Here is a 22,784-nt window from a genome sequence, read left to right on the forward strand (position 1 = left end):
TCCGTCTCAGAAGGCCCTGACCACCAGGGCCGTGATGTTGTCCGGGGCGCCGCGGGTCAGGCCCAGGTGGACCAGGCTGCGGACCACCGCATAGGGATCGCTGTGGCTGAGCACGTCGCGCAGTTCGCTGTCGTCGGCGGTCTTGTTGAGGCCGTCGCTGCAGAGCAGGAAGCTGTCGCCGGGCAGCACGTGCAGCGCGGCTTCCGACAGTTCCAGTTGCTCGTGCACGCCGACCGCGCGGGTGACCACGTTGGCGCGCGGATGGTGGCGCGCCTCTTCCTCGCTGATCAATGCGTTGTCGAGCAGCTCCTGGACGTAGCTGTGGTCCCGCGAGATGGCTTCCAGCACGCCGCCGCGCAGGCGGTACAGGCGGCTGTCGCCGGCCCACAGGCAGCTCGCCTGGTTGCCGCGCGCGGCGAGCAGTACCAGGGTGCTGCCCATCACGCTGACGCCACGCAGGCCGGCCTCCTGGCGAACCCGCTCGTTGACCTGGGCGAGGCCGGTGCGCAACGCGCCGACATAGGCCGGTAGCGAGGAGGCCGCCGGGATGCGCCGCAGGGTATCGACGATCAGGCTGCTGACGAAGTCGCCGGCGGCGTGGCCGCCCATGCCGTCGGCGACCACCCAGAGTCCCGCCTCGGGGGCGTCGAGACTGGCGTCTTCGTTGACCTTGCGGACCATGCCGACGTGGCTGTAGCTGGCCGACCTGTAGTAGCTGACTGAGTTGGGCACCATCAGTTGTCCTTAACCGGGTATGCCGGGAAAGAGCGGGATCACCTCGCCCTCTCCGGTGAGGAATCGTCCGAACGCCGGCGCCGGCGGCAGGCCCTGGTAGCGCATCAGGCCGGCGGAGATCCGTGCCGAGCCGCGTCCCCACCAGTGGCTGGCGCCGTCGCAGGCGTGCTGGGCCAGCGCGGCGAGGCGCTGCGCCGGGGTCACCGCTTCGCTGCGCAGCAGGTTGCCGCTGATCAGCGATTGTTCGATGCGCGGTCCGCAGGGCGGTGCCGGGAGCTGCGCCACCGCCTGCTCGAAGGCCTCGACCTCGGCCTCCGGTTCGAGGGTGGAGAGCAGCAGGCTCTCGACCTGTTCGAACCAGCCGTCGTCGCCGCCGACCAGCCCGCCGAGGTCGGCGTTCGCCGGTAGCAGGCAGGCGACGGTCAGCGGGAAATAGCGACCGACCCGGTCGATGCTCGGCATCACCACTCCGGTCACCGCTTCGCCGCCGAGCAGGCCGGGGGCGATGGCGAAGCGCCACAGCGGGCTGGTCAGGTAGGCGTCGAGCCAGGCCGCGCCGAGCTCGTCCTGGCTGGCGCGCATGCCGCTGGCCAGCCAGGCGTCCCAGGGTTCGACGAAGGTGTTCGGCAGGCCGCGGCTGACGAAATCGCCGCGGCCGGCCAGCTTGCCGTAGAAACCGACGCTGTTCAAAGGCGCTCCGGGAGGCTGAAGCCGGACACGACCCGGCTCTTGAAGGGGTTGAAGGCGCTGCTGGCGCGCAGCTCGCAGGCGATGCTGGAGCCGTCGATGCGCAGCCGCAGGGTGAAGCGGTCCGGCGAGTTGCCGCGTTCCAGGTCCGACTGGTCGAGCAGGCGGAACCAGGCCCAGGGGCCTTCCAGGGTCAGGCCGGAACGGCCGCTGCTGGGCGGCGGCGTCACCGTCAGGCGGACCACGCCGAGGCCGTTGGCGCTCGGCCACTGCATCGCCACCGGGCGGCTGGGGCCGTGGTCGTAGGTCAGCTGCTGGCCGTCGAGGTCGAGGATGAACTGGCTGATCGCCGCGTCCATGGTCACCGGCTTGAGCTTGAAGCGCACCGTCGGTTGCATGCCGCCGGAGCGGAAGAAGGCGTCGCGGATCGCCGCTGCGCGCTGGAAAGTGTGCAGCACGCCGGGGTTGATGCCGAGCTTCTGCGCCGCGCCGGGCTGCCAGCGCCAGGTGCTGGCGGAGGTGTCGACGTAGGGTTGCAGGTACTGGCGGAAGTAGCTGTCCATCACCCCGCCGGCACCGAAGAAGTGGCCGAAGTCTTCCAGGGTGGCGTCGCGCGAACTGCCGGCGGCGATCGGGTAGCGCCCGGCCAGGGATTGCCGGTAGACGCTGACCACGTCGCTGATCCAGGCCGCGTTGAGCTGGTTGCGCACGCTGCCCATCATGCTGCTGGTGGTGGAGTTGACCACGTTCTTCACCAGGCCCTGGACCACCGGCGGCTGGCGCTCGGCGCTGAGGGCCACGCGCGAGGCGGCGGCGGCCACCTGGTTCTTGGCGTCGCCGAGCAGCGAGTCGCCGCTGGCTCCGGCCATGGCGCTGACCTGCACGTAGAGCGCGTTCATGTCTTCCAGCAGGCTGTCGATCGGCGCCGGCTCGTTGCCGCCCTCGCCCTTGCTGACCAGGCTGTTGAGTTCGGCGAAGTGGGCGCTGATCGGGTCGCTGTCGACCTGCCGCGGCTGTTCGCGGGCGCCCTCTTCCTCCTGGCCGACCAGCGAGCCGAGGCGCTGCTTGAGCTTGTCCACGGTGCCGTCGGCGGCCTTCTTCACTTGCGCGGCGACCAGCCGGTCGCCCTTCTGCAGGTCGGTCTCGCGGGCCACTGCCTCGAGCAGCTTGCGGAACGGCGAGGTCGGTCCGGAGAGAATGCGCAGCACGTCGGCGGCCTGGGTGACATTGGTGATCGGCACCACGGTGAGGTCGGCGAGCAGGTCGTCCCACTGCCGCAGGTAGTCCTGGAAATACAGGCGACGCACGTCGAGGGCCAGGTTGGCGGCGTCGCCGGCATCGTTCAGGTCGCGCCCGAGCACCCACTGTTCCTCGGCGATGGTGCCGGCCTGGCTGAGGCTGGCGGTGAGGAACACCTCGCGATAGCCGCGGTAGGTGAAGAAGCCGCTGAGCGGGTCGGTGAGCGGCTTGCCGCTCTTGCGCGCGAACACCAGCGGCGCGTCGCGGCCGGCGGCGTCGCTGATGCGGAAGTCGGGCACGTCCTTGGGCAGCCTCTGCCGCTTGACCCGGTCGTAGACCCGCTGCGCCACCGGCAGTTGCTGCAACTGGCGGCGCAGGTCCTCGACCAGGTCCTGGTCCAGGCGCGCCGACGGCGGCCGTCGTTCGAGCAACGCGTCGAGGTGCGCGTGCAGCGCCTGGCGCTGTTCCGGCGAGAGGTCGCGCGGCAGGTTGCGTTCCCAGTCGAGGCTGATCCAGGCCTTGATGAAGTCGGCGTCGTAATGGTCCGGGCTGCCGAGCATCAGGTAGGCCTTCAGGCCCTCGTAGAGGAAATCGCTGCTGCCGCCGGAGCGCAACTGTTCCTCGATGCGGGTCACCAGGCGTGGGGCGAACACCGCGATCAGCAGCTTGCGGTAGACGCTGGCGGACTCCTCGCCGAGCATGTCGCCCTGGTACAGCCCGTAGCCTTCGGCCCAGCTCGGCGCGTCGCCGGCGAGATTCTGCACCGCGTTGAGCTGTGGCAGTACGGCCAGGACGTCGCGCTGGGCCGGGCTCAGCGACTCGATGCCGCGCGCCAGCGGGTCGACGCGCTGGTCGACCGCGGCGATGTAGCTCTGGTTGGCGCGGTAGCTGGCGATCCATACCGCCGTCACCGCCAGCACCACCAGCGCGGTGGCGCTCAGCGCGCCGATGGTCAGCCACTTGCGGCGGCGCTCGACCTTCGGGTTGGTGCCGACCAGGCCGCGTTCGCCGAACGCCACTTCGCGGAACAGCCGCTCGATGAAGTAGCTGCGCCCGGTTCCGGTCTGCCGCGCCAGGTGCTGGCGGTCGAGGTTCATCGACTGCGCCATGCTGCCGATCAGGCGGTCGATCGGACTGCCTTCCTGGGTTCCGCTGGTGAAGTACAGGCCGCGCAACAGCGGGCGTTCCTCGTAGGGGTTGGGCTTGAACACGCCGTTGAGGAACTCGCCGAGGCATTCGCGCAGGGCGGCGAATTGCTGCGGGAAGCCGTAGACCAGGTCGCGCCGCGCCGGGTCGCGCTCCTGCTGCAGGCGTTCCACCAGGCGCGCGGTGAGACGCTGTTCGAGCAGGGCGAATTCGCTGTCGAACACCGCCAGCGGGCCTTCCGCGCTCTTGCCGTCGTCGAGGGCGAAGGTCATCCCCCAGACCTGCGCGCGTTCCTCGCGGTTCAGGCTGTCGAAGAACTCCATGAAGCCCGGCACCAGGTCGAACTTGGTCAGCATCACGTAGATCGGGAAGCGCACCCCGAGCTGCTGGTACAGCTCCTGGATGCGTGCGCGGATCGCCTGGGCATGGGCGGCGCGCTCGGCGTCGCTGCCCAGCAGCAGGTCGGAAAGGCTGATGGCGATGAACGCGCCATCGATGGGGCGGCGCTTGCGCTGGGTCTTGAGCAGGTCGAGGAAGCCCAGCCAGGCGGCCTTGTCCACCTGGGCGTGGCTGTCCTGGGTGGTATAGCGGCCGGCGGTGTCCAGCAGCACCGCTTCGTCGGTGAACCACCAGTCGCAGTTGCGCGTGCCGCCGACCCCGCGGATCGCCCCGGCGCCCATCTGTGCGGCGAGCGGGAAGTCCAGGCCGGAATTCATCAGCGCGGTGGTCTTGCCCGAACCGGGCGGGCCGATGATCACGTACCAGGGCAACTCGTACAGGTTGCGCCGCTCGCTGCCGCCCAGCTTGGCCCGCTTGAGCAGGGCCAGGGCCTCGTCCATGCGTTGCTTGAGGGTCGCCAGCTCTTCGGCGGTGGCGACGCTGGCGGCGTCCGGCGCGCTGACCTCGGCGAGACTCTGCATGACCTTCGCCGCGTTGCGCCGGGCCTGCACGATGCGCAGCACGCGGAAGCCGATCCAGACCAGGAACAGCAGGACGATCAGCACCCAGCGGCTGGTCGCCGAGGCCAACGGTTCGTAGTTGCCCAGGCGCAGCAGCGGGCCGAGGAACCAGATGATCAGGCTCAGGGCGAGCAGGCCGAGCACCGGCACCACCCAGCGCGCGAAGAAGTTGAGGAAGCCTTTCATTGCGCGCCCTCCGCGAATACGGTGATTTCCACCCGGCGGTTGCGTGCGCGGCCTTCGGCGCTGGCATTGGTCGCCACCGGCTCGGTGTCGCTGCGCCCTTCGGCGGTGAAGCGGCCGGCGTCGCCGGTGGTCGCGCCGAGCAGGTCGGCGACCTCCTGGGCGCGGGCCTGGGACAGTTTCCAGTTGGACGGGTAGCGCAGCGTGGCGATCGGCCGGTTGTCGCTATGGCCGGTGACCAGCACCTGGCCCTTGACCTTGCGCAGGGCGTCGGCGATGCGCAGCAGCAGCGGCTGGAACTCGTCGCGCACGCTGGCGCTGGCGCTGGCGAACAGCTCGTCGCCGCGGATGGTCACCACCGAGCGGTCGACGGCGTCCTCCACCGCCACCCGCTGGGCCTTGATCTCGTCGGCGAGGAAGCGCGCCAGGCGTGGCCGCTCGATCACCCGCGGCTGCACCGCCGGGCGGTCGATGGCCTGCACCGGGATCTCGCCGATGGCGTGGATGCGCTTGAACACCGGCTCGGCGTCGGCGGCCAGCTTCATCCGCAGGCCGAACAGCAAGGCCAGCAGCAAGGCCAGGCCGATGGCGATACCGACCCACGGCGGCAGGTATTGCGAAAGGCGGTCGCGCATCACGCTGAGGCCGCGCCAGTGCGGCGACAGTTCGTGCTCGTACTCGCCGCGGGTGCTGCGGATCACCGCCGCGGTGCGCTCGCGCAGCGCCTCCAGTTGGCTGCGGCCGTCGTGCATGACCCGGTAGCGGCCTTCGAAGCCGAGGCTGGTGCACAGGTACAGCAGCTCCAGCAGGTGCAGGCGCTGGTGCGGGTTCTGCAGGCAGTGTTCGAGCAACTGGAAGACCTTCTCGCCACCCCAGGCCTCGTTGTGCAGGGTGATCAGCAGGCTCTGCTTGCCCCAGTCGCTGGTGCTGCCCCACGGCGTGCTGAGCACCGCTTCGTCGAGGGCGGTGCAGAGCACGTAGCGCGCCAGCATCACCTCGTCCGGCGCCACGCCGGCCTGGCGTGCCTTCTCCTCGAACTGGCGCAGGTAGCCGAGCAGTTGCGCGCGCAGGCTGGCCGGCGCCGGATGGGCGATGGTGTTGCGCAGGCGGGTGAGCATCGCCAGCAGTGGGCCGGCGGCCTGCTCCAGCGGGTTGAGGCCGTCGCCGCGGCCGCTCAGCGGCGCCAGGCTGGCCATCGGCGGCGGCGTGTAGGGATCGCCGCCGCGGGGGCCGCCGGCCGGTTCCGGGGCGCGGCCGCCGGGACGCGGCATGATCATGGTGCGGTCGTCGGGCGGGCTTCCGTTGCCGCCGCCGGCCGGGGTGCCGAAGGGATCGTCGATGGGAGGCATCGTTGCTTATCCTCGAATGGCCCAGAAGGCCAGGTTCAGCCCGGGGAACTGGCCGGCGATGTGGAAGGCGAAGCCGCCGGAGTGCGTCAGCTGCTTCCAATGCGCGCTGCCGCGGTCCAGTTCGAAATAGGTGGAGCCGGCGTGGTAGGGGATCTGCCGCGGCGCCACCGGCATCGGCAGCAGGCCGATACCCGGCAGTTGCAGGTTGACCAGGTCGCGGATGTGCTCCACCGAGCCGACCTTGGCCTGCTGCGGGAAGTGCCCGCGCAGGCTCTCGCCGGGGACGTCGGCGCGCACCACCAGGACGAAGCTGGCGTTGTCGATCAGGCTGCGGTCGCTGAGCATCGCGACGTGCACGCCGTAGGCCTTCTCGACGATCGGGATGGCGATCGCCTTGGCGTCGATCACCGTCGCCAGCGCCTGGCGCAGGGCGAGCATCACCGGGGCGAAGCTGGCGGCCAGGTCGTCGTGGTTGTACACCGGGTACTCCTCGGGACGCCGCTGGCTGGCGGTGAAGGTACAGAACTCGCCGGCCAGGGCCACCAGTTCGCGGTACAGCTCCTGCGGGTGCAGCGGGCGCACGCGGGACAGGTGACCGGTGAGGGCCTCGGCGCGGTTGACCAGTTGCAGCAGCAGGAAGTCGGCGATTTCCGAGGCGCCCCCGGCGCTGGATGCCACCACCCGCCCGGCGAGGGCTTCGCCGCGCTGGTGGAGCAGGCCCAGCAGCTCCTTGGCGAAGGACGCCAGGGGCGGCGCGGCGGCAATGTCGAGCACCGGCGGCAGGTAGTCCTCGTCCAGGCTCAGGGCCTGGTCCGCGCGCTTCTCGCGGACCCGCGCGACGCCCACCGCGGCGTATTCGCCGAGGCCGTCGCGCTCGGTCAGCAGGCGGAACGCCTGGCTGCCCAGGGCCACCGGGGCGCGGCTCTCGAAGGCGGCATTGTCGTCGCGCACTTCCTGCACCTGGCTGACGTAGCGGGCGCCGCCGAGGGCCTCGCCCTCCTCTACCGTGTCGCGGGTGCCGACCCGCTTCAGCGGCAGGCCGAGGTAGACGATGCCATCGCGCAGGCTTTCCTCGACATTCAGCGGCGCCGGCGCCGGATCGTCGGCGGGGATGTTGAACGGCGTACCATCCGGCAGCACGCCGCGGGCGCTGACGATGGCCAGCTTGCCCTGGGTCAGCAGGGCATCGTCCAGCTTCAGCTCGGAAAAGCCCCAGCCGCCCGCCAGGAGCGAGCGGCAGCGGCCATCCACCAGGGTTTCCAGGTAGCGGTCGTGCTGCTGGAAATGCTGTGGCCGCAGGAACATGCCTTCGGACCACACCACGCGGTTATTCCAGGACATAGGGACTCCGAAGGTTCAGGGCGCGGGACGCGCGACGATGCCGATGGCCTGCGCGCCGAGCGTGATGTCGAGATGGCTGGTGCGTTGCCCCGGCACGTCGAGGACCTGGCGCCAGGTGGCGCGGTCGAGGTCGCGGTAGGCGGCGACGAAACCGAGCTGGCGGGTCTGCTCGTCGAGCGTGCGTTCGATGCGCCGTTCCTCGCCCGGACGCAGGAGGAACTCGTCCTGCTCCACCAGGTCGCCACCGAGGGTCGACTGGGCGTTGTCGGTGAGGGCGAAGTAGTCGGCGCGGCCGAATGCGGTGTCTTTCTTCAGCTCGTACAGCCGCAGGCGCAGCGGCGCCGCCTGGCCGGCGGCGGACGGGTTGAGGTTCGGTGCGGCGTGGAGCCAGATCACCACCCGGGTCGGCGGGGTTTCCGGCGGGCTGGACGAACAGGCGGCGAGCAGCAGCCCGAACAGCGCGACGATCAGTTTCTGCATGGTGTCGTCCTCATTGACGTTGTTTCTCCTGGTGTTCGTTGGCGTCAGGAACGCCGTAGTCGAGCGCTGTGTTCCTCGTAGGCGCGGCTGAATTCGCGGCCGAAAAGCTCTTGGAAGTCGTCCTCCGCCTCGCGCAGGATCTTCGCGTACAGCTCGGTGAAACTGTCCCAGTTCTGTGCCTGGCGGGCCCCCGGCAGCAGGCCGGAAAGCCCGGCCGGCTTGCCGAAGCGGGCTTCCAGCGCGGCCGGTTCGAAGCGCGCCAGCAGGTGGCGGATGGCGGCCTGCACGCCGGCCATCACCGCCAGCTGGTGTGCCTTGAGGTCTTCGAAGCTGTCGGCCACCGCGCGATCCGGCGCCATGAACGCCTGGTTGTCGCGGCGCAGCAGGAGCAGCATGGCCTCGTCGACGTTCGGCGCGAACTTCAGCGGGTTGTTCTGCACCGGCTGGATCATGGTCTGCGCCATGCGGAACTCGCCCTTCAGGCTGGCCCGCGCGCGCAGCACGTCCACCAGTCCTTCCACCAGGCCGCGATAGCTGCGGCCGATGGCTTCCATCTGTGCTTCGGCGCCGGCCGGGTCGACCTTCAACTGGGTCATGCCGGCGCCGCGCAGGAACGCTTGCAGCAGGTCGCCGCCGGCCGACGCGGCGGCGCTTGCCGGCGGCGTCGGCGCCGCCACGCTCGCTGGCTGTGGCTGTGGCTGTGGCTGTGGCTGTGGCTGTGGCTGTTGGGTGATCCCTGGGTCGGCGAAGGGCATCGCCAGCGGCGTCGGTTCGGCCGTCGGCAGCGGCTGGGCGACGGGCGTGGCGCTTGGCGCGGGCGTGTTGCCGAGCAGTTCGGCGAACGGGTCCCAGTCGGCCGGAATCAGCGGTGCGCCGCCAGCGGGCGGTGGCGCCAGGGTGGTCGCGGGGGGCGGCGGGATCACCGGTTCCGGCGGGCGGAAGTCGTGCTGTTCGGCCGGTACATGGTCCGGACGCGGCGCCGCGCCGGGCGGCGGCGGGGTGAGGAAGTCGAACAGGTCGGGCTTGGTGTCCAGCGGCGAGCCGCCCTGGAAATGCGCCGTCACCGCGGGGTGCGGGGTGGGCGCCGGTTCGGCGAAGGCAGGCGCCGATCCGGCGGCCTGCCGGCTCATCAGGGCGTCGAAGCTGGTGAACGGATCGGTCTGCGGATTGCCGCTGCCGGGCAGGGCGATGTCATGGCCGAGCTGGACGAGGATGTCGTATTCGCCGAGGCGGACGGTCTCGCCGTCCTGCAGCGGCTCGCTGTTGCCGCGGCGCAGGCGGTGCCCGGCATTGACCAGCAGCACGCCGTTGGTGCTGGTGTCGGTGAGGTAGTACACCCCGTCGCGGTTGAGGATGGTGCAGTGGCGGCTGGAGACCAGGCGCTCCGGGTCCGGCAGGACCCAGTCGTTGTCCGGGCCCCGACCGATGGTCAGCTGTCCCTGGTCCAGTACCTTTTCCGAACACTGACCGGGGGTCAGCTTGTGGTAGCTGGTGATGGTCAATCGCAGCGGCATTGCTACTCCTTGCATTGCCAGCGCCCGGCTCTTCCAGGCGCTCACCCCCGTGCCCGAGGGATTTCGGTTCGCATCCAGGCTGGCCCGACGGCTTTCCGGCGTTTCGTCGCCTCGGGAAGACACATCGGGTGATACCGGATTATAAAAGACTAATCCTACGTCTTTTAAAGATTTGTCCGATCTGCGGTGTCATGCAACTAGTGGCGTTGTGCCTTCCTTGACAAGCCTTGCGGCATGCCACAAGAATTTTGCCAACCTTTCGAGTCATCCGATATTCATCAATGGCTCCTACAAGATCCGACGGAGTGGATCTTACAAGCGAAGGTGAGGGCCGCGCAGCGGCTTCGATGATAGGGAGATCGTCACCGTGCTGGATGTACCCGTTTTGCTGGCTGCCGTATCCCCGGACTCGCCCTGTGGCGACGATCTGGAGTACGACGCCGCGTTCCTCGAACTCGAACGCATCGCCCAGGGCCAACCCGAGCGCCAGATGGGCGATGCCGTGCTGCCCGCCGAGCCGCCGGAGTGGCCGCGCGTACGCGCGCTGGCCAGCGAACTGTTCGGCCGTAGCAAGGACCTTCGGGTAGCCAACCTGCTGCTGCAGAGCAACGTCGCCCTCGACGGCCTGGACGGGCTCGCCGACGGCCTGCTGCTGGTCCGCGAGCTGCTCGGCCAGTACTGGGACGGCGTCTATCCGCTGCTCGACGCCGATGACGACAACGACCCCACCTTCCGTATCAACGCCCTCACCGGCCTGGTCGCCGAACCGTTGCTGCAACTGGTATGGGCGATCCCGCTGGTGCGCTCGCGGGCGTTCGGCCCGGTCAACCTGCGCGCCGCGCTGAACGCCGCCGGGCTGCAACGCTTCGCCAGCGAGACCCTGAGTCCCGAGCAGATCGCCGGCGCCTTCGCCGATGCCGACGCCGATGCGCTGGCCGCCACCCGGCGCGCCCTGGAAGGCGCCCAGGAACATGCCCTGGCCATCGAGAGCGGCGTCGCCGAACGGGTCGGCTCGGCCCAGGGACTCGACCTCGGTCCCCTTCGTCAACTGCTGCGCCAGGCCCTCCAGGTGTTCGACCTGTACGGCCCGCAGGGCGCCGGCGAGCCCTTGGCGCCGGGCGCCGAAGCGGCCGCCGACGAGCAGGGGGGCGCCGCGCCTGTCGCAGCCGTCGCCGCGCCGGCACCGCGAGCCAGCGGCGAGATCGCCAACCGCGAAGACGTCCTGCGCCAGCTCGACCGCCTGCTCGAGTATTACGTTCGCCACGAGCCGTCGAGCCCGGTGCCGGTGCTGCTCAAGCGCGCCAAGACACTGGTGACGGCCGACTTCGCCGAAATCGTGAGGAATCTCATCCCCGATGGGATTTCCCAGTTCGAAACCCTGCGAGGCCCGGAAAGCGAGTAACGCCTAGCGGCCGTCCGGGCCAACGCTGCAAGCCGCCGGGGCGATTCCGACGGCGCTAACAACCGCCGTCGCGCGAGGGAGAAACAAGATGGGAAGCACTACCAGCAGTCAGAAGTTCATCGCCAGGAACCGGGCGCCACGCGTGCAGATCGAGTACGACGTGGAGTTGTACGGTGCCGAGAAGAAGGTCCAGCTGCCCTTCGTCATGGGCGTCATGGCCGACCTCGCCGGCAAGCCCGCCGAACCCCAGGCGGCGGTCGCCGACCGCAAGTTCCTGGAGATCGACGTGGACAACTTCGATGCCCGGCTGAAGGCGATGAAGCCGCGGGTGGCCTTCAACGTACCGAACGTGCTGACCGGCGAAGGCAACCTGAGCCTGGACATCACCTTCGAGAGCATGGACGACTTCAGCCCCGCCGCGGTGGCGCGCAAGGTCGATTCGCTGAACAAGCTGCTCGAGGCGCGTACCCAGCTGGCCAACCTGCTGACCTACATGGACGGCAAGACCGGCGCCGAGGAAATGATCATGAAGGCGATCAAGGACCCGGCCCTGCTTCAGGCCCTGGCCAGCGCGCCGAAGCCCAAAGACGACGAGCCGCAGGCGTAAGAGGATTCCAGCATGGCCGAATTGAGCACCGAGAACCTGGCCCAGGGCCAGACCACCACCGAGCAGACCAGTGAGTTCGCCAGCCTGCTGCTGCAGGAGTTCAAGCCCAAGACCGAGCGCGCCCGCGAAGCGGTGGAGACCGCCGTGCGGACCCTCGCCGAGCATGCCCTGGAGCAGACCAGCCTGATCTCCAACGACGCGATCAAGTCGATCGAGTCGATCATCGCGGCGATCGACGCCAAGCTCACCGCGCAGGTCAACCTGATCATGCACCACGCCGACTTCCAGCAACTGGAAAGCGCCTGGCGCGGCCTGCACTACCTGGTCAACAACACCGAGACCGACGAGCAACTGAAGATCCGCGTGCTGAACATCTCCAAGCCGGAGCTGCACAAGACCCTGAAGAAATTCAAGGGCACCACCTGGGACCAGAGCCCGATCTTCAAGAAGCTCTACGAAGAGGAATACGGCCAGTTCGGCGGCGAGCCCTATGGCTGCCTGGTCGGCGACTACTACTTCGACCAGTCGCCGCCGGACGTCGAGCTGCTCGGCGAGATGGCGAAGATCTCCGCCGCCATGCACGCGCCGTTCATTTCCGCCGCCTCGCCGACGGTGATGGGCATGGGTTCCTGGCAGGAACTGTCCAACCCGCGCGACCTGACCAAGATCTTCACCACCCCGGAATACGCCGGCTGGCGTTCGCTGCGCGAGTCCGAGGACTCCCGCTACATCGGCCTGACCATGCCGCGCTTCCTGGCGCGCCTGCCCTACGGGGCGAAGACCGATCCGGTGGAAGAGTTCGCCTTCGAGGAAGAAACCGACGGCGCCGACAGCAGCAAGTACGCCTGGGCCAACTCGGCCTACGCGATGGCGGTCAACATCAACCGCTCCTTCAAGCTCTACGGCTGGTGCTCGCGGATCCGCGGCGTCGAGTCCGGCGGCGAGGTGCAGGGCCTGCCGGCGCACACCTTCCCCACCGACGACGGCGGCGTGGACATGAAGTGCCCGACCGAGATCGCCATTTCCGACCGCCGCGAGGCGGAGCTGGCGAAGAACGGCTTCATGCCGCTGCTGCACAAGAAGAACACCGACTTCGCCGCCTTCATCGGCGCGCAGTCGCTGCAGAAACCCGCCGAGTACGACGATCCGGACGCCACCGCCAACGCCAACCTGGCGGCGCGCCTGCCCTACCTGTTCGCCACCTGCCGCTTCGCCCATTACCTGAAGTGCATCGTTCGCGACAAGATCGGTTCCTTCAAGGAGAAGGACGAGATGCAGCGCTGGCTGCAGGACTGGATCCTCAACTACGTCGACGGCGACCCGGCCCACTCCACCGAGACCACCAAGGCCCAGCACCCGCTGGCGGCGGCCGAAGTGGTGGTGGAGGAAGTCGAAGGCAATCCGGGTTACTACAACTCGAAGTTCTTCCTTCGCCCGCACTACCAGCTCGAGGGACTGACGGTATCGCTACGCCTGGTATCCAAGCTGCCTTCGGCCAAAGAGGCCTGAGGCATTCAACGACAGCGCCTGCCATGGTGGCGGGCGCTTGCATAGCGTAGTGGCGCGAGCCACACGGGAGGAAAGATGGCTGTTGATATGTTCATCAAGATCGGCGACGTCAAGGGTGAGTCCAAGGACAAGACTCACGCCGAGGAAATCGACGTGCTGGCATGGAGCTGGGGCATGTCCCAGTCCGGGTCGATGCACATGGGCGGTGGCGGCGGCGCCGGCAAGGTCAACGTGCAGGACCTGTCGTTCACCAAGTACATCGACAAGTCCACGCCCAACCTGATGATGGCCTGCTCCAGCGGCAAGCACTATCCGCAGGCGAAGCTGACCATCCGCAAGGCCGGCGGCGAGAACCAGGTCGAGTACCTGATCATCACCCTGAAGGAAGTCCTGGTGTCCTCGGTGAGCACCGGCGGCAGCGGTGGCGAGGATCGCCTGACCGAGAACGTGACCCTGAACTTCGCCCAGGTCCAGGTCGACTACCAGCCGCAGAAGGCGGATGGCGCGAAGGACGGCGGTCCGGTCAAGTACGGCTGGAACATCCGCCAGAACGTGCAGGCCTGATGAGCCGGCTGCCGGTCATGGCGTGGCCAGGCCATGCCGTGGCCGGTGCGAGCGCCCGCCATGCCGGGTGCCGAAGGCGCGCGCGGCGCGCCGCGGACCTCGTCCGCCCGACCTCCTGCCGGAGGTACTGAATTCCACCGGGTCGTCCGTCGCGTCCGCCGGGCGCCATGGCCGACCCTTCATTCGCATCCGGGCGCCTGGGCTCCCGGCTACAGGGAAGTATCGCGATGATCGCCGAAGAACTGTTGCGCGCCGGGCGCCTGGACGATGCCTTGAAAGCCTTGCAGGAACAGGTGCGCAGCCAGCCGTCGAACGCTACCCTGCGGATCTTCCTGTTCCAGCTGCTGGCCGTGATGGGCCAGTGGGCGCGGGCGCAGAACCAGCTCAAGGTGGTCGGCGAACTGGATGCCTCGGCGCTGCCGATGGTACAGACCTACTCCACCGCCATCGACTGCGAGGCGCTGCGCCGCGAGGTGTTCGCCGGGCGCCTGACGCCGGTGATCCTCGGCCAGCCGGCGGAATGGATCGCGCCGCTGTTGCAGGCCCTGAGCCTGGACGCCGAAGGCCATGGCGAGGCCGCCCAGGCCCTGCGCGAGCAGGCCTTCGACGCCGCGCCGGCGGTGCCCGGGCGGATCGGCGAAGCGCCGTTCGCCTGGCTGGCGGATGCCGACACGCGCCTCGGCCCGGTGCTCGAGGTAATCGTCAACGGTCGCTATGCCTGGTTGCCGATGAGCAACCTGCGCAGCCTCAAGGTCGAGGCGCCGAGCGACCTGCGCGACCTGGTCTGGCTGCCGGCCGAACTGACCCTGGCCAACGGTGGCGCCACCGTCGCGCTGCTGCCGGCGCGCTACGCGGAAACCGTCGAGCACGGCGACGACGCCGCGCGCCTGGGGCGCAAGACCGAATGGCTGGACAGCGGCCTGCCGGTCGGCCAGCGGCTGTTCGTCACCGATGCCGGCGAGACCGCGCTGTTCGACCTGCGTGAACTGGACTTCGAGCCGACGGACGCCTGACATGGCCGAACTGACCCTCCAGGAGCGCCTGCAGCCGTCGCTGCTCGACCGCCTCACCGACGACGAGCCGGGCAACCTCAAGGAAGCCGCGGAGCGCCGGGTGCTGACCCTGAACCAGCTGAAGGCCTCGGTGCTGCGCGACCTGGCGTGGCTGTTCAACACCACTTCGCTGTTCGACCACGGCCCCGCCGCACGGATGCCGGCCGGCAACTCGGTGCTCAACTACGGGCTGCCGGCGCTGGCCGGGCACACCGCGTCGAGCGTCGACGTGCATGCCATCGAGGCGCTGCTCACCGAGACCATCGCCACCTTCGAGCCGCGCATCATCCGTTCTTCGTTGCGGGTGCGCGCGCAACTGCTGCCCGGCGAGATGGACCACAACGCCCTGAGCTTCGAGATCGAGGGCGACCTCTGGGCCGAACCGGCGCCGCTGCGCCTGCTGCTGACCACCAACCTGGACCTGGAGACCGGCCACGTGCGCGTCGCCCAGGGCGAGCGGAGGCGTACATGAACCCGCGCCTGCTCGAGTACTACAACCAGGAATTGCAACACATCCGCGAAAGCGCCGCGGAGTTCGCCGAGGAATTCCCGAAGATCGCCGGGCGCCTGTCGCTGTCCGGCTTCGAGTGCGCCGACCCCTACGTCGAGCGCCTTCTGGAAGGCTTCGCCTATCTCACCGCACGGGTCCAGCTGAAGCTCGACGCGGAGTACCCGACCTTCACCCACAACCTGTTGGAAATCGCCTACCCGCACTACCTGGCGCCGACCCCGTCGATGACCGTGGTGCAGTTGCGCCCGGACCCCAACGAAGGCGCCCTGAGCAGCGGCTTCAGTGTCGAGCGCGGGGCCTCCCTGCGCGGCCAGCTCGGCCCCGATGACCAGACCGCCTGCGAATACCGCACCGCCCATCCGGTGACCCTGTGGCCGCTGGAAGTGGCCCAGGCCGACTACTTCGGCAATCCCGCCGCGGTGCTCGGCCGCCTCGCCGCCAGCGAGCCGCGGGCCAAGGCCGGCCTGCGCATCCGCCTGCGCAGCGGCGCCGGCATCCCGTTCGACAGCCTGTCGCTGGACGCCCTGCCGCTCTACCTGCACGGCGCCGACGAACAACCCTACCGCCTCTACGAACAATTGCTCGGCAACGCCTGCGCGGTGTTCGTCCGCGCCCCGGACAATGCCTGGGTCGAACGCCTGCCGACGAGCAGCCTGCGTGCGCGCGGCTTCGACGACGAGGACGCGCTGCTGCCGGTGGTGCCGCGGGCGTTCCAGGGCTACCGCCTGCTGCAGGAATACTTCGCCCTGCCGGCGCGCTTCCTGTTCGTCGAGTTCTCCGGCCTGAACCGCGCCCTGCGTCGATGCCACGGCGAGGAGCTGGAACTGGTCGTGCTGTTCGGCAAGCACGACCAGCGCCTGGAGGGCACGGTGGACGCGGAGCAACTGGTGCCGTTCTGCACCCCGGCGATCAACCTGTTCCCGCGCCGCTGCGACCGCATCCACCTGTCCGACCGGGTCAACGAGCATCACGTGATCGTCGACCGCACCCGTCCGCTGGATTTCGAGGTGCATTCGCTGCAACAGGTGAGCGGCCACGGCAGCGGTCCGGAGCAACCCTTCCAACCGTTCTACGCGGTGCGCGACCCGGCGCGCTACGGCCGCGAGCAGGCCTACTTCAGCGTGCGCCGCGAACCGCGCGTGCTGTCCAGCAAGCAGCGGCGCAAGGGCCCGCGCTCGACCTACGTCGGCAGCGAGACCTTCGTCGCCCTGGTCGACGCCAACCAGGCGCCCTATCGCCACGACCTGCGCCAGCTCGGCATCGCCGCGCTGTGCACCAACCGCGACCTGCCGCTGTTCATGCCGATCGGCGCGCACAAGAGCGACTTCACCCTGGAGGACAGCGCGCCGGTCATGCAGGTGCGCTGCCTCGCCGGACCGAGCCGGCCGCGCGCCAGCCGTGCCCACGATGCCAGCGCCTGGCGGCTGATCAGCCAGCTGTCGCTGAACTACCTGTCGCTGGCCGAGCGCGGCCAGGGCGCCGCCGCCCTGCGCGAGCTGCTGCGGCTCTACGGCGACAGCGGCGATCCGGCGCTGCAATTGCAGATCGAGGGCCTGCGCGAGGTCAGCAGCAAGCCTTGCACGCGGCGCCTGCCGATGCCCGGGCCGATCGTCTTCGGCCGTGGCCTGGAGATCACCCTGGACTTCGACGAGAACGCGTTCCGCGGCACCGGGGTGTTCCTTCTCGGCGCTGTGTTCGAGCGCTTCCTGGCACGCTACGTGTCGATCAACAGCTTTACCGAGACGGTGCTGCGCACCGGCGAACGGGGCGAGGTGATGAGATGGCAGGCGAAGCCGGGCAGCCGTCCGAACCTCTGAACCTGCTCGCCGGGATGGCGGCGGCGCCCTGGGACTATGACTTCTTCCAGGCGCTGCGGCGCATCGAGTGCGAGTCGCCGCAACTGCCGCGCCTCGGTCATTCGGTGCGGCTGGCGGACGACCCGCTGCGTCTCGGGCAGAAGCCCGACTGCACCTTCGCGCCCTCGACCCTGGCCTCGGTGAGCCAGGCCGGCACCGCTGCGGTGCCGCGCCTGGACCAGTTCTTCTTCGGCCTCACCGGCCCCAACGGGCCGCTGCCGCTGCACCTCACCGAATACGCCCGGGAACGCCAGCGCAACGTCAACGACGCGACCTTCAAGCGCTTCATGGACGTCTTCCACCACCGCCTGCTGACCCTGTTCTACCGGGCCTGGGCGGAGGCGCGGCCGGAGATCAGCCACGACCGGATCGACGACGACTACTGGTCGGCGCGCCTCGCCGCGCTCTCCGGGCGCGGCATGCCGAGCCTGCGGGGGCGCGAGCCGCTGGCGGATACCGCACGCTACTACTACACCGGCCACCTCGCCGCGCAGACCCGCTACCCGGACGGCCTGCGGGTGATCCTCGCGGAGTATTTCGAGGTCCCGGTGGCGGTCGAGGAATACGTCGGCCAATGGCTGGAGCTGCCCGAGCGCAGCCGCCTCGGCGTCGACTCGACGAGCCTGGGCATGGACGTCTGCCTGGGCACCCACGTCTGGGACCGCCAGCACAAGTTCCGCCTGCGCCTGGGGCCGCTGGACCTCGATCAATACCAGCGCTTCCTGCCCGACGGCGACCACTTCGTCGAGCTGGCCGCCTGGGTCGCCGAATACCTGGGCGAGGAGCTGGACTGGGACGTCAACCTGGTCCTGCAACGCCACGAAGTACCCCCGCTGGGCCTGCAGGGCGGCGGGCGGCTCGGTTTCAACACCTGGCTGGGCGATCCCGGCCAGGACGCCAGGGATCTACTGCTGGCCCGCCAGTACGCCACTGCGCGGCCGCACGAGCACAAGGAGAAGGAACATGAGTGAGATCAGTCGCGTTGCGCTGTTCGGCAAGCTGAACAGCCTGGCCTACAAGGCCATCGAGGCCGCCACGGTATTCTGCAAGCTGCGCGGCAATCCCTATGTCGAGCTGGTGCACTGGTTCCACCAGATCCTCCAGTTGCCGGACTCGGACCTGCACCAGATCGTCCGCCAGTCCGGGATCGACCCGGCGCGCCTGGCCAAGGACCTGACCGAGGCCCTCGACCGCCTGCCGCGCGGCTCGACCTCGATCACCGACCTGTCCTCCCATGTCGAGGAAGCGGTGGAGCGCGGCTGGGTCTACGGCAGCCTGATGTTCGGCGAGAGCCAGGTGCGCACCGGCTACCTGGTGATCGGCATCCTCAAGACGCCGAGCCTGCGCCATGCCCTCACCGGGCTGTCGGCGGAATTCGCCAAGCTCAAGGTCGAGGCGCTCACCGAGCGCTTCGACGAGTACGTCGGCGCCTCGCCGGAGAACGGCCTGTCGGCCAGCGACGGCTTCAACGCCGGCGCCGCCCCGGGCGAGGCCAGCGGCGCCCTGGCGCCGAGCGCGATGGGCAAGCAGGAGGCGCTCAAGCGCTTTACCGTGGACCTCACCGAGCAGGCCCGTAGCGGCAAGCTCGACCCCATCGTCGGGCGTGACGAGGAGATCCGCCAGTTGGTGGACATCCTCATGCGCCGCCGGCAGAACAACCCGATCCTCACCGGCGAGGCCGGCGTCGGCAAGACCGCGGTGGTGGAAGGCTTCGCCCTGCGCATCGTCGCCGGCGACGTCCCGCCGGCGCTGAAGGACGTCGAACTGCGCGCCCTCGACGTCGGCCTGCTGCAGGCCGGGGCGAGCATGAAGGGCGAGTTCGAGCAGCGCCTGCGCCAGGTGATCGAAGACGTGCAGAGTTCCGAGAAGCCGATCATCCTGTTCATCGACGAAGCCCACACCCTGGTCGGCGCCGGTGGCGCGGCCGGCACCGGCGACGCCGCCAACCTGCTCAAGCCGGCCCTGGCGCGCGGCACCCTGCGCACCGTGGCGGCGACCACCTGGGCCGAGTACAAGAAGCACATCGAGAAGGACCCGGCGCTGACCCGGCGTTTCCAGGTGGTGCAGGTGGACGAGCCGTCCGAGCACAAGGCCATCCTGATGATGCGCGGTGTCGCGTCGACCATGGAGAAGCACCACCAGGTGCAGATCCTCGACGAGGCGCTGGAGGCGGCGGTCCGGCTGTCGCACCGCTACATCCCGGCGCGCCAGCTGCCGGACAAGTCGGTGAGCCTGCTGGATACCGCCTGCGCGCGCACCGCCATCAGCCTGCACGCGGTGCCGGCCGAGGTCGACGATAGCCGCCGGCGCATCGAGGCGCTGGAAACCGAGCTGGCGATCATCCGCCGCGAGAGCGCCATCGGCGTCGCCACCGCCGAACGCCAGCGCAACGCCGAGACCCTGCTGGCCGAGGAGCGCGAGCGCCTGGCCGCCCTGGAGCAGCGCTGGGCCGAGGAAAAACGCCTGGTCGACGAACTGCTGGAGACCCGCGCCCGTCTGCGTGCCGCCGCCGAAGCGGTGGACGCCGGCGGCGTGCCGCTGGGCGAAGGCGAGGCGCGTCTCGACGAGGAACAGCGCCAGGCGCTGCATGCGCGGCTGGCGGAGCTGCAGGCGCAACTGAGCGCATTGCAGGGCGAAGAGCCGCTGATCCTGCCGACCGTGGACTACCAGGCGGTGGCCTCGGTGGTCGCCGACTGGACCGGCATCCCGGTCGGCCGCATGGCACGCAACGAGATCGAGACCGTGCTCAACCTCGACCAGCACCTGAAGAAGCGCATCATCGGCCAGGACCACGCGCTGGAGATGATCGCCAAGCGCATCCAGACTTCCCGCGCCGGCCTCGACAACCCGAGCAAGCCGATCGGCGTGTTCATGCTCGCCGGCACCTCCGGGGTGGGCAAGACCGAGACCGCGCTGGCCTTGGCCGAGGCCATGTACGGCGGCGAGCAGAATGTCATCACCATCAACATGAGCGAGTTCCAGGAAGCCCACACCGTCTCCACCCTCAAGGGCGCCCCGCCCGGCTACATCGGCTACGGCGAGGGTGGCGTGCTGACCGAGGCGGTGCGTCGCAAGCCCTACAGCGTGGTGCTGCTGGATGAAGTGGAGAAGGCCCACCCGGATGTCCACGAGATCTTCTTCCAGGTCTTCGACAAGGGCGTGATGGAGGACGGCGAAGGCCGGGTGATCGACTTCAAGAACACCCTGATCCTGCTCACCACCAACGCCGGCACCGAGATGATCGCCAGCCTCTGCGCCGATCCGGAACTGATGCCCGAGCCGGAAGCCATCGCCAAGTCGCTGCGCGAACCGCTGCTGAAGATCTTCCCGCCGGCGCTGCTCGGCCGCCTGGTGACCATCCCCTACTACCCGCTCAGCGACGACATGCTCAAGGCCATTTCGCGCCTGCAACTGGGGCGGATCAAGAAGCGCGTGGAGGCGACCCACAAGGTGCCGTTCGAGTTCGACGAGGGCGTCGTCGACCTGATCGTCTCGCGCTGCACCGAGACCGAGAGCGGCGGCCGGATGATCGACGCGATCCTCACCAACACGCTGTTGCCGGACATGAGCCGCGAGTTCCTCACCCGCATGCTCGAAGGCAAGCCGTTGGCCGGGGTACGTATCAGTAGCCGCGACAACCAGTTCCACTACGACTTCGCCGAGGCCGAGTGACAACCGGCGACACGCAGAGCAGTAGAAGGAACCGTCGATGGGATTGATGCAACTGACCCGCCTGGTCCAGGTGGATTGCCCGCTGGGGCCGGACGTGCTGCTGTTGCAGCGCATGGAGGGGCGCGAGGAACTGGGACGGCTGTTCGCCTACGAGCTGCACCTGGTATCGGAAAATCCCAACCTGCCGCTGGAGCAGTTGCTCGGCAAGCCGATGAGCCTGTCGCTGGAGCTGCCCGGCGGCAGCCGGCGCTTCTTTCACGGCATCGTCGCGCGCTGTAGCCAGGTGGCCGGGCACGGCCAGTTCGCCGGCTACCAGGCCACCCTGCGGCCCTGGCCGTGGCTGCTGACGCGCACCTCGGACTGCCGCATCTTCCAGAACCAGAGCGTGCCGGAGATCATCAAGCAGGTGTTCCGCGACCTCGGCTTTTCCGATTTCGAGGATGCCCTCACGCGCCCCTACCGCGAGTGGGAATACTGCGTGCAGTACCGCGAGACCAGCTTCGACTTCATCAGCCGGCTGATGGAACAGGAAGGCATCTACTACTGGTTCCGCCATGAGCAGAAGCGCCACATCCTGGTGCTCTCCGACGCCTACGGCGCGCATCGCAGCCCGGGTGGCTACGCCAGCGTGCCGTACTACCCGCCGACCCTCGGCCATCGCGAGCGCGACCACTTCTTCGACTGGCAGATGGCACGCGAGGTCCAGCCCGGTTCGCTGACCCTCAACGACTACGACTTCCAGCGCCCCGGCGCGCGCCTGGAGGTGCGTTCGAACATCGCCCGGCCGCACGCGGCGGCCGACTACCCGCTGTACGACTATCCCGGCGAATACGTGCAGAGCCAGGACGGCGAGCAGTACGCGCGCAACCGCATCGAGGCGATCCAGGCGCAGCACGAGCGCGTGCGCCTGCGCGGCGTGGTGCGCGGGATCGGCGCCGGGCACCTGTTCCGCCTGAGCGGCTATCCGCGCGATGACCAGAACCGCGAGTACCTGGTGGTCGGCGCCGAATACCGGGTGGTCCAGGAACTCTACGAAACCGGCAGCGGCGGCGCCGGCTCGCAGTTCGAGAGCGAGCTGGACTGCATCGACGCCAGCCAGTCGTTCCGTCTCCTGCCGCAGACTCCGGTACCGGTGGTGCGGGGTCCGCAGACCGCGGTGGTGGTCGGACCCAAGGGCGAGGAGATCTGGACCGACCAGTACGGCCGGGTCAAGGTGCACTTCCACTGGGATCGCCACGACCAGTCGAACGAGAACAGCTCCTGCTGGATTCGCGTGTCCCAGGCCTGGGCCGGGAAGAACTGGGGTTCGATGCAGATCCCGCGGATCGGCCAGGAAGTGATCGTCAGCTTCCTCGAAGGCGACCCGGACCGGCCGATCATCACCGGGCGGGTCTACAACGCCGAGCAGACGGTGCCCTACGAGCTGCCGGCGAACGCCACCCAGAGCGGGATGAAGAGCCGTTCGAGCAAGGGCGGCACGCCGGCCAACTTCAACGAGATCCGCATGGAGGACAAGAAGGGCGCCGAGCAGTTATACATCCACGCCGAGCGCAACCAGGACAACCTGGTCGAGAACGATGCCTCGCTGTCGGTCGGCCACGACCGCAACAAGAGCATCGGCCACGACGAGCTGGCGCGCATCGGCAACAACCGCACCCGCGCGGTGAAGCTCAACGACACCCTGTTGGTGGGCGGGGCGAAGAGCGACAGCGTCACCGGCACCTACCTGATCGAGGCCGGCGCGCAGATCCGCCTGGTCTGCGGCAAGAGCGTGGTGGAGTTCAACGCCGACGGCACCATCAATATCTCCGGCAGCGCCTTCAACCTCTACGCCAGCGGCAACGGCAACATCGACACCGGCGGCCGCCTCGACCTCAATTCCGGCGGCGCCAGCGAGGTCGACGCCAAGGGCAAGGGCGTGCAGGGCACCATCGACGGCCAGGTACAGGCGATGTTTCCGCCGCCGGCGAAGGGCTGA

At 68.9% G+C, this 22,784-nt stretch carries 17 protein-coding genes; 10 read left to right on the forward strand and 7 right to left on the reverse strand.

Features of this window, described 5'->3' with window-relative positions:
- Positions 1–6: 6 nt before the first annotated feature.
- From pppA to tagH, 7 genes are read right to left on the reverse strand one after another with little or no spacing between them, the layout of a single operon-like run.
- Complete coding sequence (pppA, locus tag JHD77_RS26010) at positions 7–735, reverse strand: serine/threonine phosphatase PppA (protein ID WP_003106965.1); 729 nt, start codon at positions 733–735, stop codon at positions 7–9.
- A 9-nt stretch (positions 736–744) separates the two neighbouring features.
- Complete coding sequence (tagF, locus tag JHD77_RS26015) at positions 745–1,425, reverse strand: type VI secretion system-associated protein TagF (protein ID WP_003106966.1); 681 nt, start codon at positions 1,423–1,425, stop codon at positions 745–747.
- Positions 1,422–4,952, reverse strand: coding sequence for a type VI secretion system membrane subunit TssM (gene tssM, locus JHD77_RS26020; protein WP_031755435.1), 3,531 nt, complete (start codon positions 4,950–4,952; stop codon positions 1,422–1,424). Before tssM ends, tagF begins: the two co-directional genes overlap by 4 nt.
- Positions 4,949–6,298, reverse strand: coding sequence for a DotU family type VI secretion system protein (locus JHD77_RS26025; RefSeq protein WP_003158499.1), 1,350 nt, complete (start codon positions 6,296–6,298; stop codon positions 4,949–4,951). The genes tssM and JHD77_RS26025 overlap by 4 nt, the downstream gene beginning before the upstream one ends.
- Before the next feature lie 6 nt (positions 6,299–6,304).
- Positions 6,305–7,639, reverse strand: a complete 1,335-nt coding sequence (gene tssK / locus JHD77_RS26030) for a type VI secretion system baseplate subunit TssK (RefSeq protein WP_003115052.1) — start codon at positions 7,637–7,639, stop codon at positions 6,305–6,307.
- A gap of 15 nt (positions 7,640–7,654) precedes the next feature.
- Positions 7,655–8,119 carry a type VI secretion system lipoprotein TssJ gene (gene tssJ / locus JHD77_RS26035; protein ID WP_003083660.1) on the reverse strand — a complete coding sequence of 155 codons (465 nt, stop codon included), beginning with the start codon at positions 8,117–8,119 and terminating at the stop codon, positions 7,655–7,657.
- A 44-nt stretch (positions 8,120–8,163) separates the two neighbouring features.
- On the reverse strand, positions 8,164–9,633 hold the full coding sequence (gene tagH, locus JHD77_RS26040) for a type VI secretion system-associated FHA domain protein TagH (RefSeq protein ID WP_073698771.1): 1,470 nt from the start codon (positions 9,631–9,633) through the stop codon (positions 8,164–8,166).
- 367 nt (positions 9,634–10,000) lie between these two features.
- On the opposite strand from tagH, the gene tssA reads away from it, so the two are divergent.
- The 10 genes from tssA to vgrG1a all read left to right on the forward strand — a co-directional run bounded on the left by tssA (position 10,001) and on the right by vgrG1a (position 22,784).
- Positions 10,001–11,035: a type VI secretion system protein TssA gene (gene tssA / locus JHD77_RS26045; protein ID WP_003104975.1), complete on the forward strand. Its 1,035-nt coding sequence runs from the start codon at positions 10,001–10,003 to the stop codon at positions 11,033–11,035.
- A gap of 88 nt (positions 11,036–11,123) precedes the next feature.
- On the forward strand, positions 11,124–11,642 hold the full coding sequence (tssB, locus tag JHD77_RS26050) for a type VI secretion system contractile sheath small subunit (protein WP_003083666.1): 519 nt from the start codon (positions 11,124–11,126) through the stop codon (positions 11,640–11,642).
- A gap of 12 nt (positions 11,643–11,654) precedes the next feature.
- Entirely contained in the window at positions 11,655–13,151 is a 1,497-nt protein-coding gene (tssC, locus tag JHD77_RS26055; protein WP_003104973.1) for a type VI secretion system contractile sheath large subunit, read from the forward strand.
- Between the two features lie 75 nt (positions 13,152–13,226).
- Complete coding sequence (gene hcp / locus JHD77_RS26060) at positions 13,227–13,715, forward strand: type VI secretion system receptor/chaperone Hcp (RefSeq protein WP_003083670.1); 489 nt, start codon at positions 13,227–13,229, stop codon at positions 13,713–13,715.
- 167 nt (positions 13,716–13,882) lie between these two features.
- Positions 13,883–14,728 carry a type VI secretion system accessory protein TagJ gene (tagJ, locus tag JHD77_RS26065; RefSeq protein ID WP_003119488.1) on the forward strand — a complete coding sequence of 282 codons (846 nt, stop codon included), beginning with the start codon at positions 13,883–13,885 and terminating at the stop codon, positions 14,726–14,728.
- Between the two features lies 1 nt (position 14,729).
- Positions 14,730–15,239 (forward strand): type VI secretion system baseplate subunit TssE, encoded by a 510-nt coding sequence (tssE, locus tag JHD77_RS26070; protein WP_003104971.1) that lies wholly within the window; start codon positions 14,730–14,732, stop codon positions 15,237–15,239.
- Positions 15,236–17,095, forward strand: coding sequence for a type VI secretion system baseplate subunit TssF (tssF, locus tag JHD77_RS26075; RefSeq protein ID WP_003083676.1), 1,860 nt, complete (start codon positions 15,236–15,238; stop codon positions 17,093–17,095). The genes tssE and tssF overlap by 4 nt, the downstream gene beginning before the upstream one ends.
- Positions 17,059–18,105, forward strand: coding sequence for a type VI secretion system baseplate subunit TssG (gene tssG, locus JHD77_RS26080; RefSeq protein WP_003104969.1), 1,047 nt, complete (start codon positions 17,059–17,061; stop codon positions 18,103–18,105). Before tssF ends, tssG begins: the two co-directional genes overlap by 37 nt.
- Positions 18,098–20,806, forward strand: a complete 2,709-nt coding sequence (tssH, locus tag JHD77_RS26085) for a type VI secretion system ATPase TssH (protein ID WP_003104967.1) — start codon at positions 18,098–18,100, stop codon at positions 20,804–20,806. The genes tssG and tssH overlap by 8 nt, the downstream gene beginning before the upstream one ends.
- Before the next feature lie 46 nt (positions 20,807–20,852).
- Entirely contained in the window at positions 20,853–22,784 is a 1,932-nt protein-coding gene (gene vgrG1a / locus JHD77_RS26090; RefSeq protein WP_003142374.1) for a type VI secretion system spike protein VgrG1a, read from the forward strand.

Origin of the sequence: Pseudomonas sp. P20 (assembly GCF_016463925.1) — a bacterium.
Classification (GTDB): Bacteria; Pseudomonadota; Gammaproteobacteria; order Pseudomonadales; family Pseudomonadaceae; genus Pseudomonas; species Pseudomonas aeruginosa.

Bases quoted from the DNA above. Each gene is read 5' to 3' on its own strand.
- tssK (WP_003115052.1), bottom strand. From the start codon at position 7,639: ATGTCCTGGAATAACCGCGTGGTGTGGTCCGAAGGCATGTTCCTGCGG.
- vgrG1a (WP_003142374.1), top strand. From the start codon at position 20,853: ATGCAACTGACCCGCCTGGTCCAGGTGGATTGCCCGCTGGGGCCGGAC.
- tagH (WP_073698771.1), bottom strand. From the start codon at position 9,633: ATGCCGCTGCGATTGACCATCACCAGCTACCACAAGCTGACCCCCGGT.
- tssC (WP_003104973.1), top strand. From the start codon at position 11,655: ATGGCCGAATTGAGCACCGAGAACCTGGCCCAGGGCCAGACCACCACC.
- tagJ (WP_003119488.1), top strand. From the start codon at position 13,883: ATGGCCGACCCTTCATTCGCATCCGGGCGCCTGGGCTCCCGGCTACAG.
- pppA (WP_003106965.1), bottom strand. From the start codon at position 735: ATGGTGCCCAACTCAGTCAGCTACTACAGGTCGGCCAGCTACAGCCAC.
- tssE (WP_003104971.1), top strand. From the start codon at position 14,730: ATGGCCGAACTGACCCTCCAGGAGCGCCTGCAGCCGTCGCTGCTCGAC.
- tssH (WP_003104967.1), top strand. From the start codon at position 18,098: ATGAGTGAGATCAGTCGCGTTGCGCTGTTCGGCAAGCTGAACAGCCTG.
- tssF (WP_003083676.1), top strand. From the start codon at position 15,236: ATGAACCCGCGCCTGCTCGAGTACTACAACCAGGAATTGCAACACATC.
- hcp (WP_003083670.1), top strand. From the start codon at position 13,227: ATGGCTGTTGATATGTTCATCAAGATCGGCGACGTCAAGGGTGAGTCC.
- tssG (WP_003104969.1), top strand. From the start codon at position 17,059: ATGGCAGGCGAAGCCGGGCAGCCGTCCGAACCTCTGAACCTGCTCGCC.
- tssJ (WP_003083660.1), bottom strand. From the start codon at position 8,119: ATGCAGAAACTGATCGTCGCGCTGTTCGGGCTGCTGCTCGCCGCCTGT.
- JHD77_RS26025 (WP_003158499.1), bottom strand. From the start codon at position 6,298: ATGCCTCCCATCGACGATCCCTTCGGCACCCCGGCCGGCGGCGGCAAC.
- tssB (WP_003083666.1), top strand. From the start codon at position 11,124: ATGGGAAGCACTACCAGCAGTCAGAAGTTCATCGCCAGGAACCGGGCG.
- tssM (WP_031755435.1), bottom strand. From the start codon at position 4,952: ATGAAAGGCTTCCTCAACTTCTTCGCGCGCTGGGTGGTGCCGGTGCTC.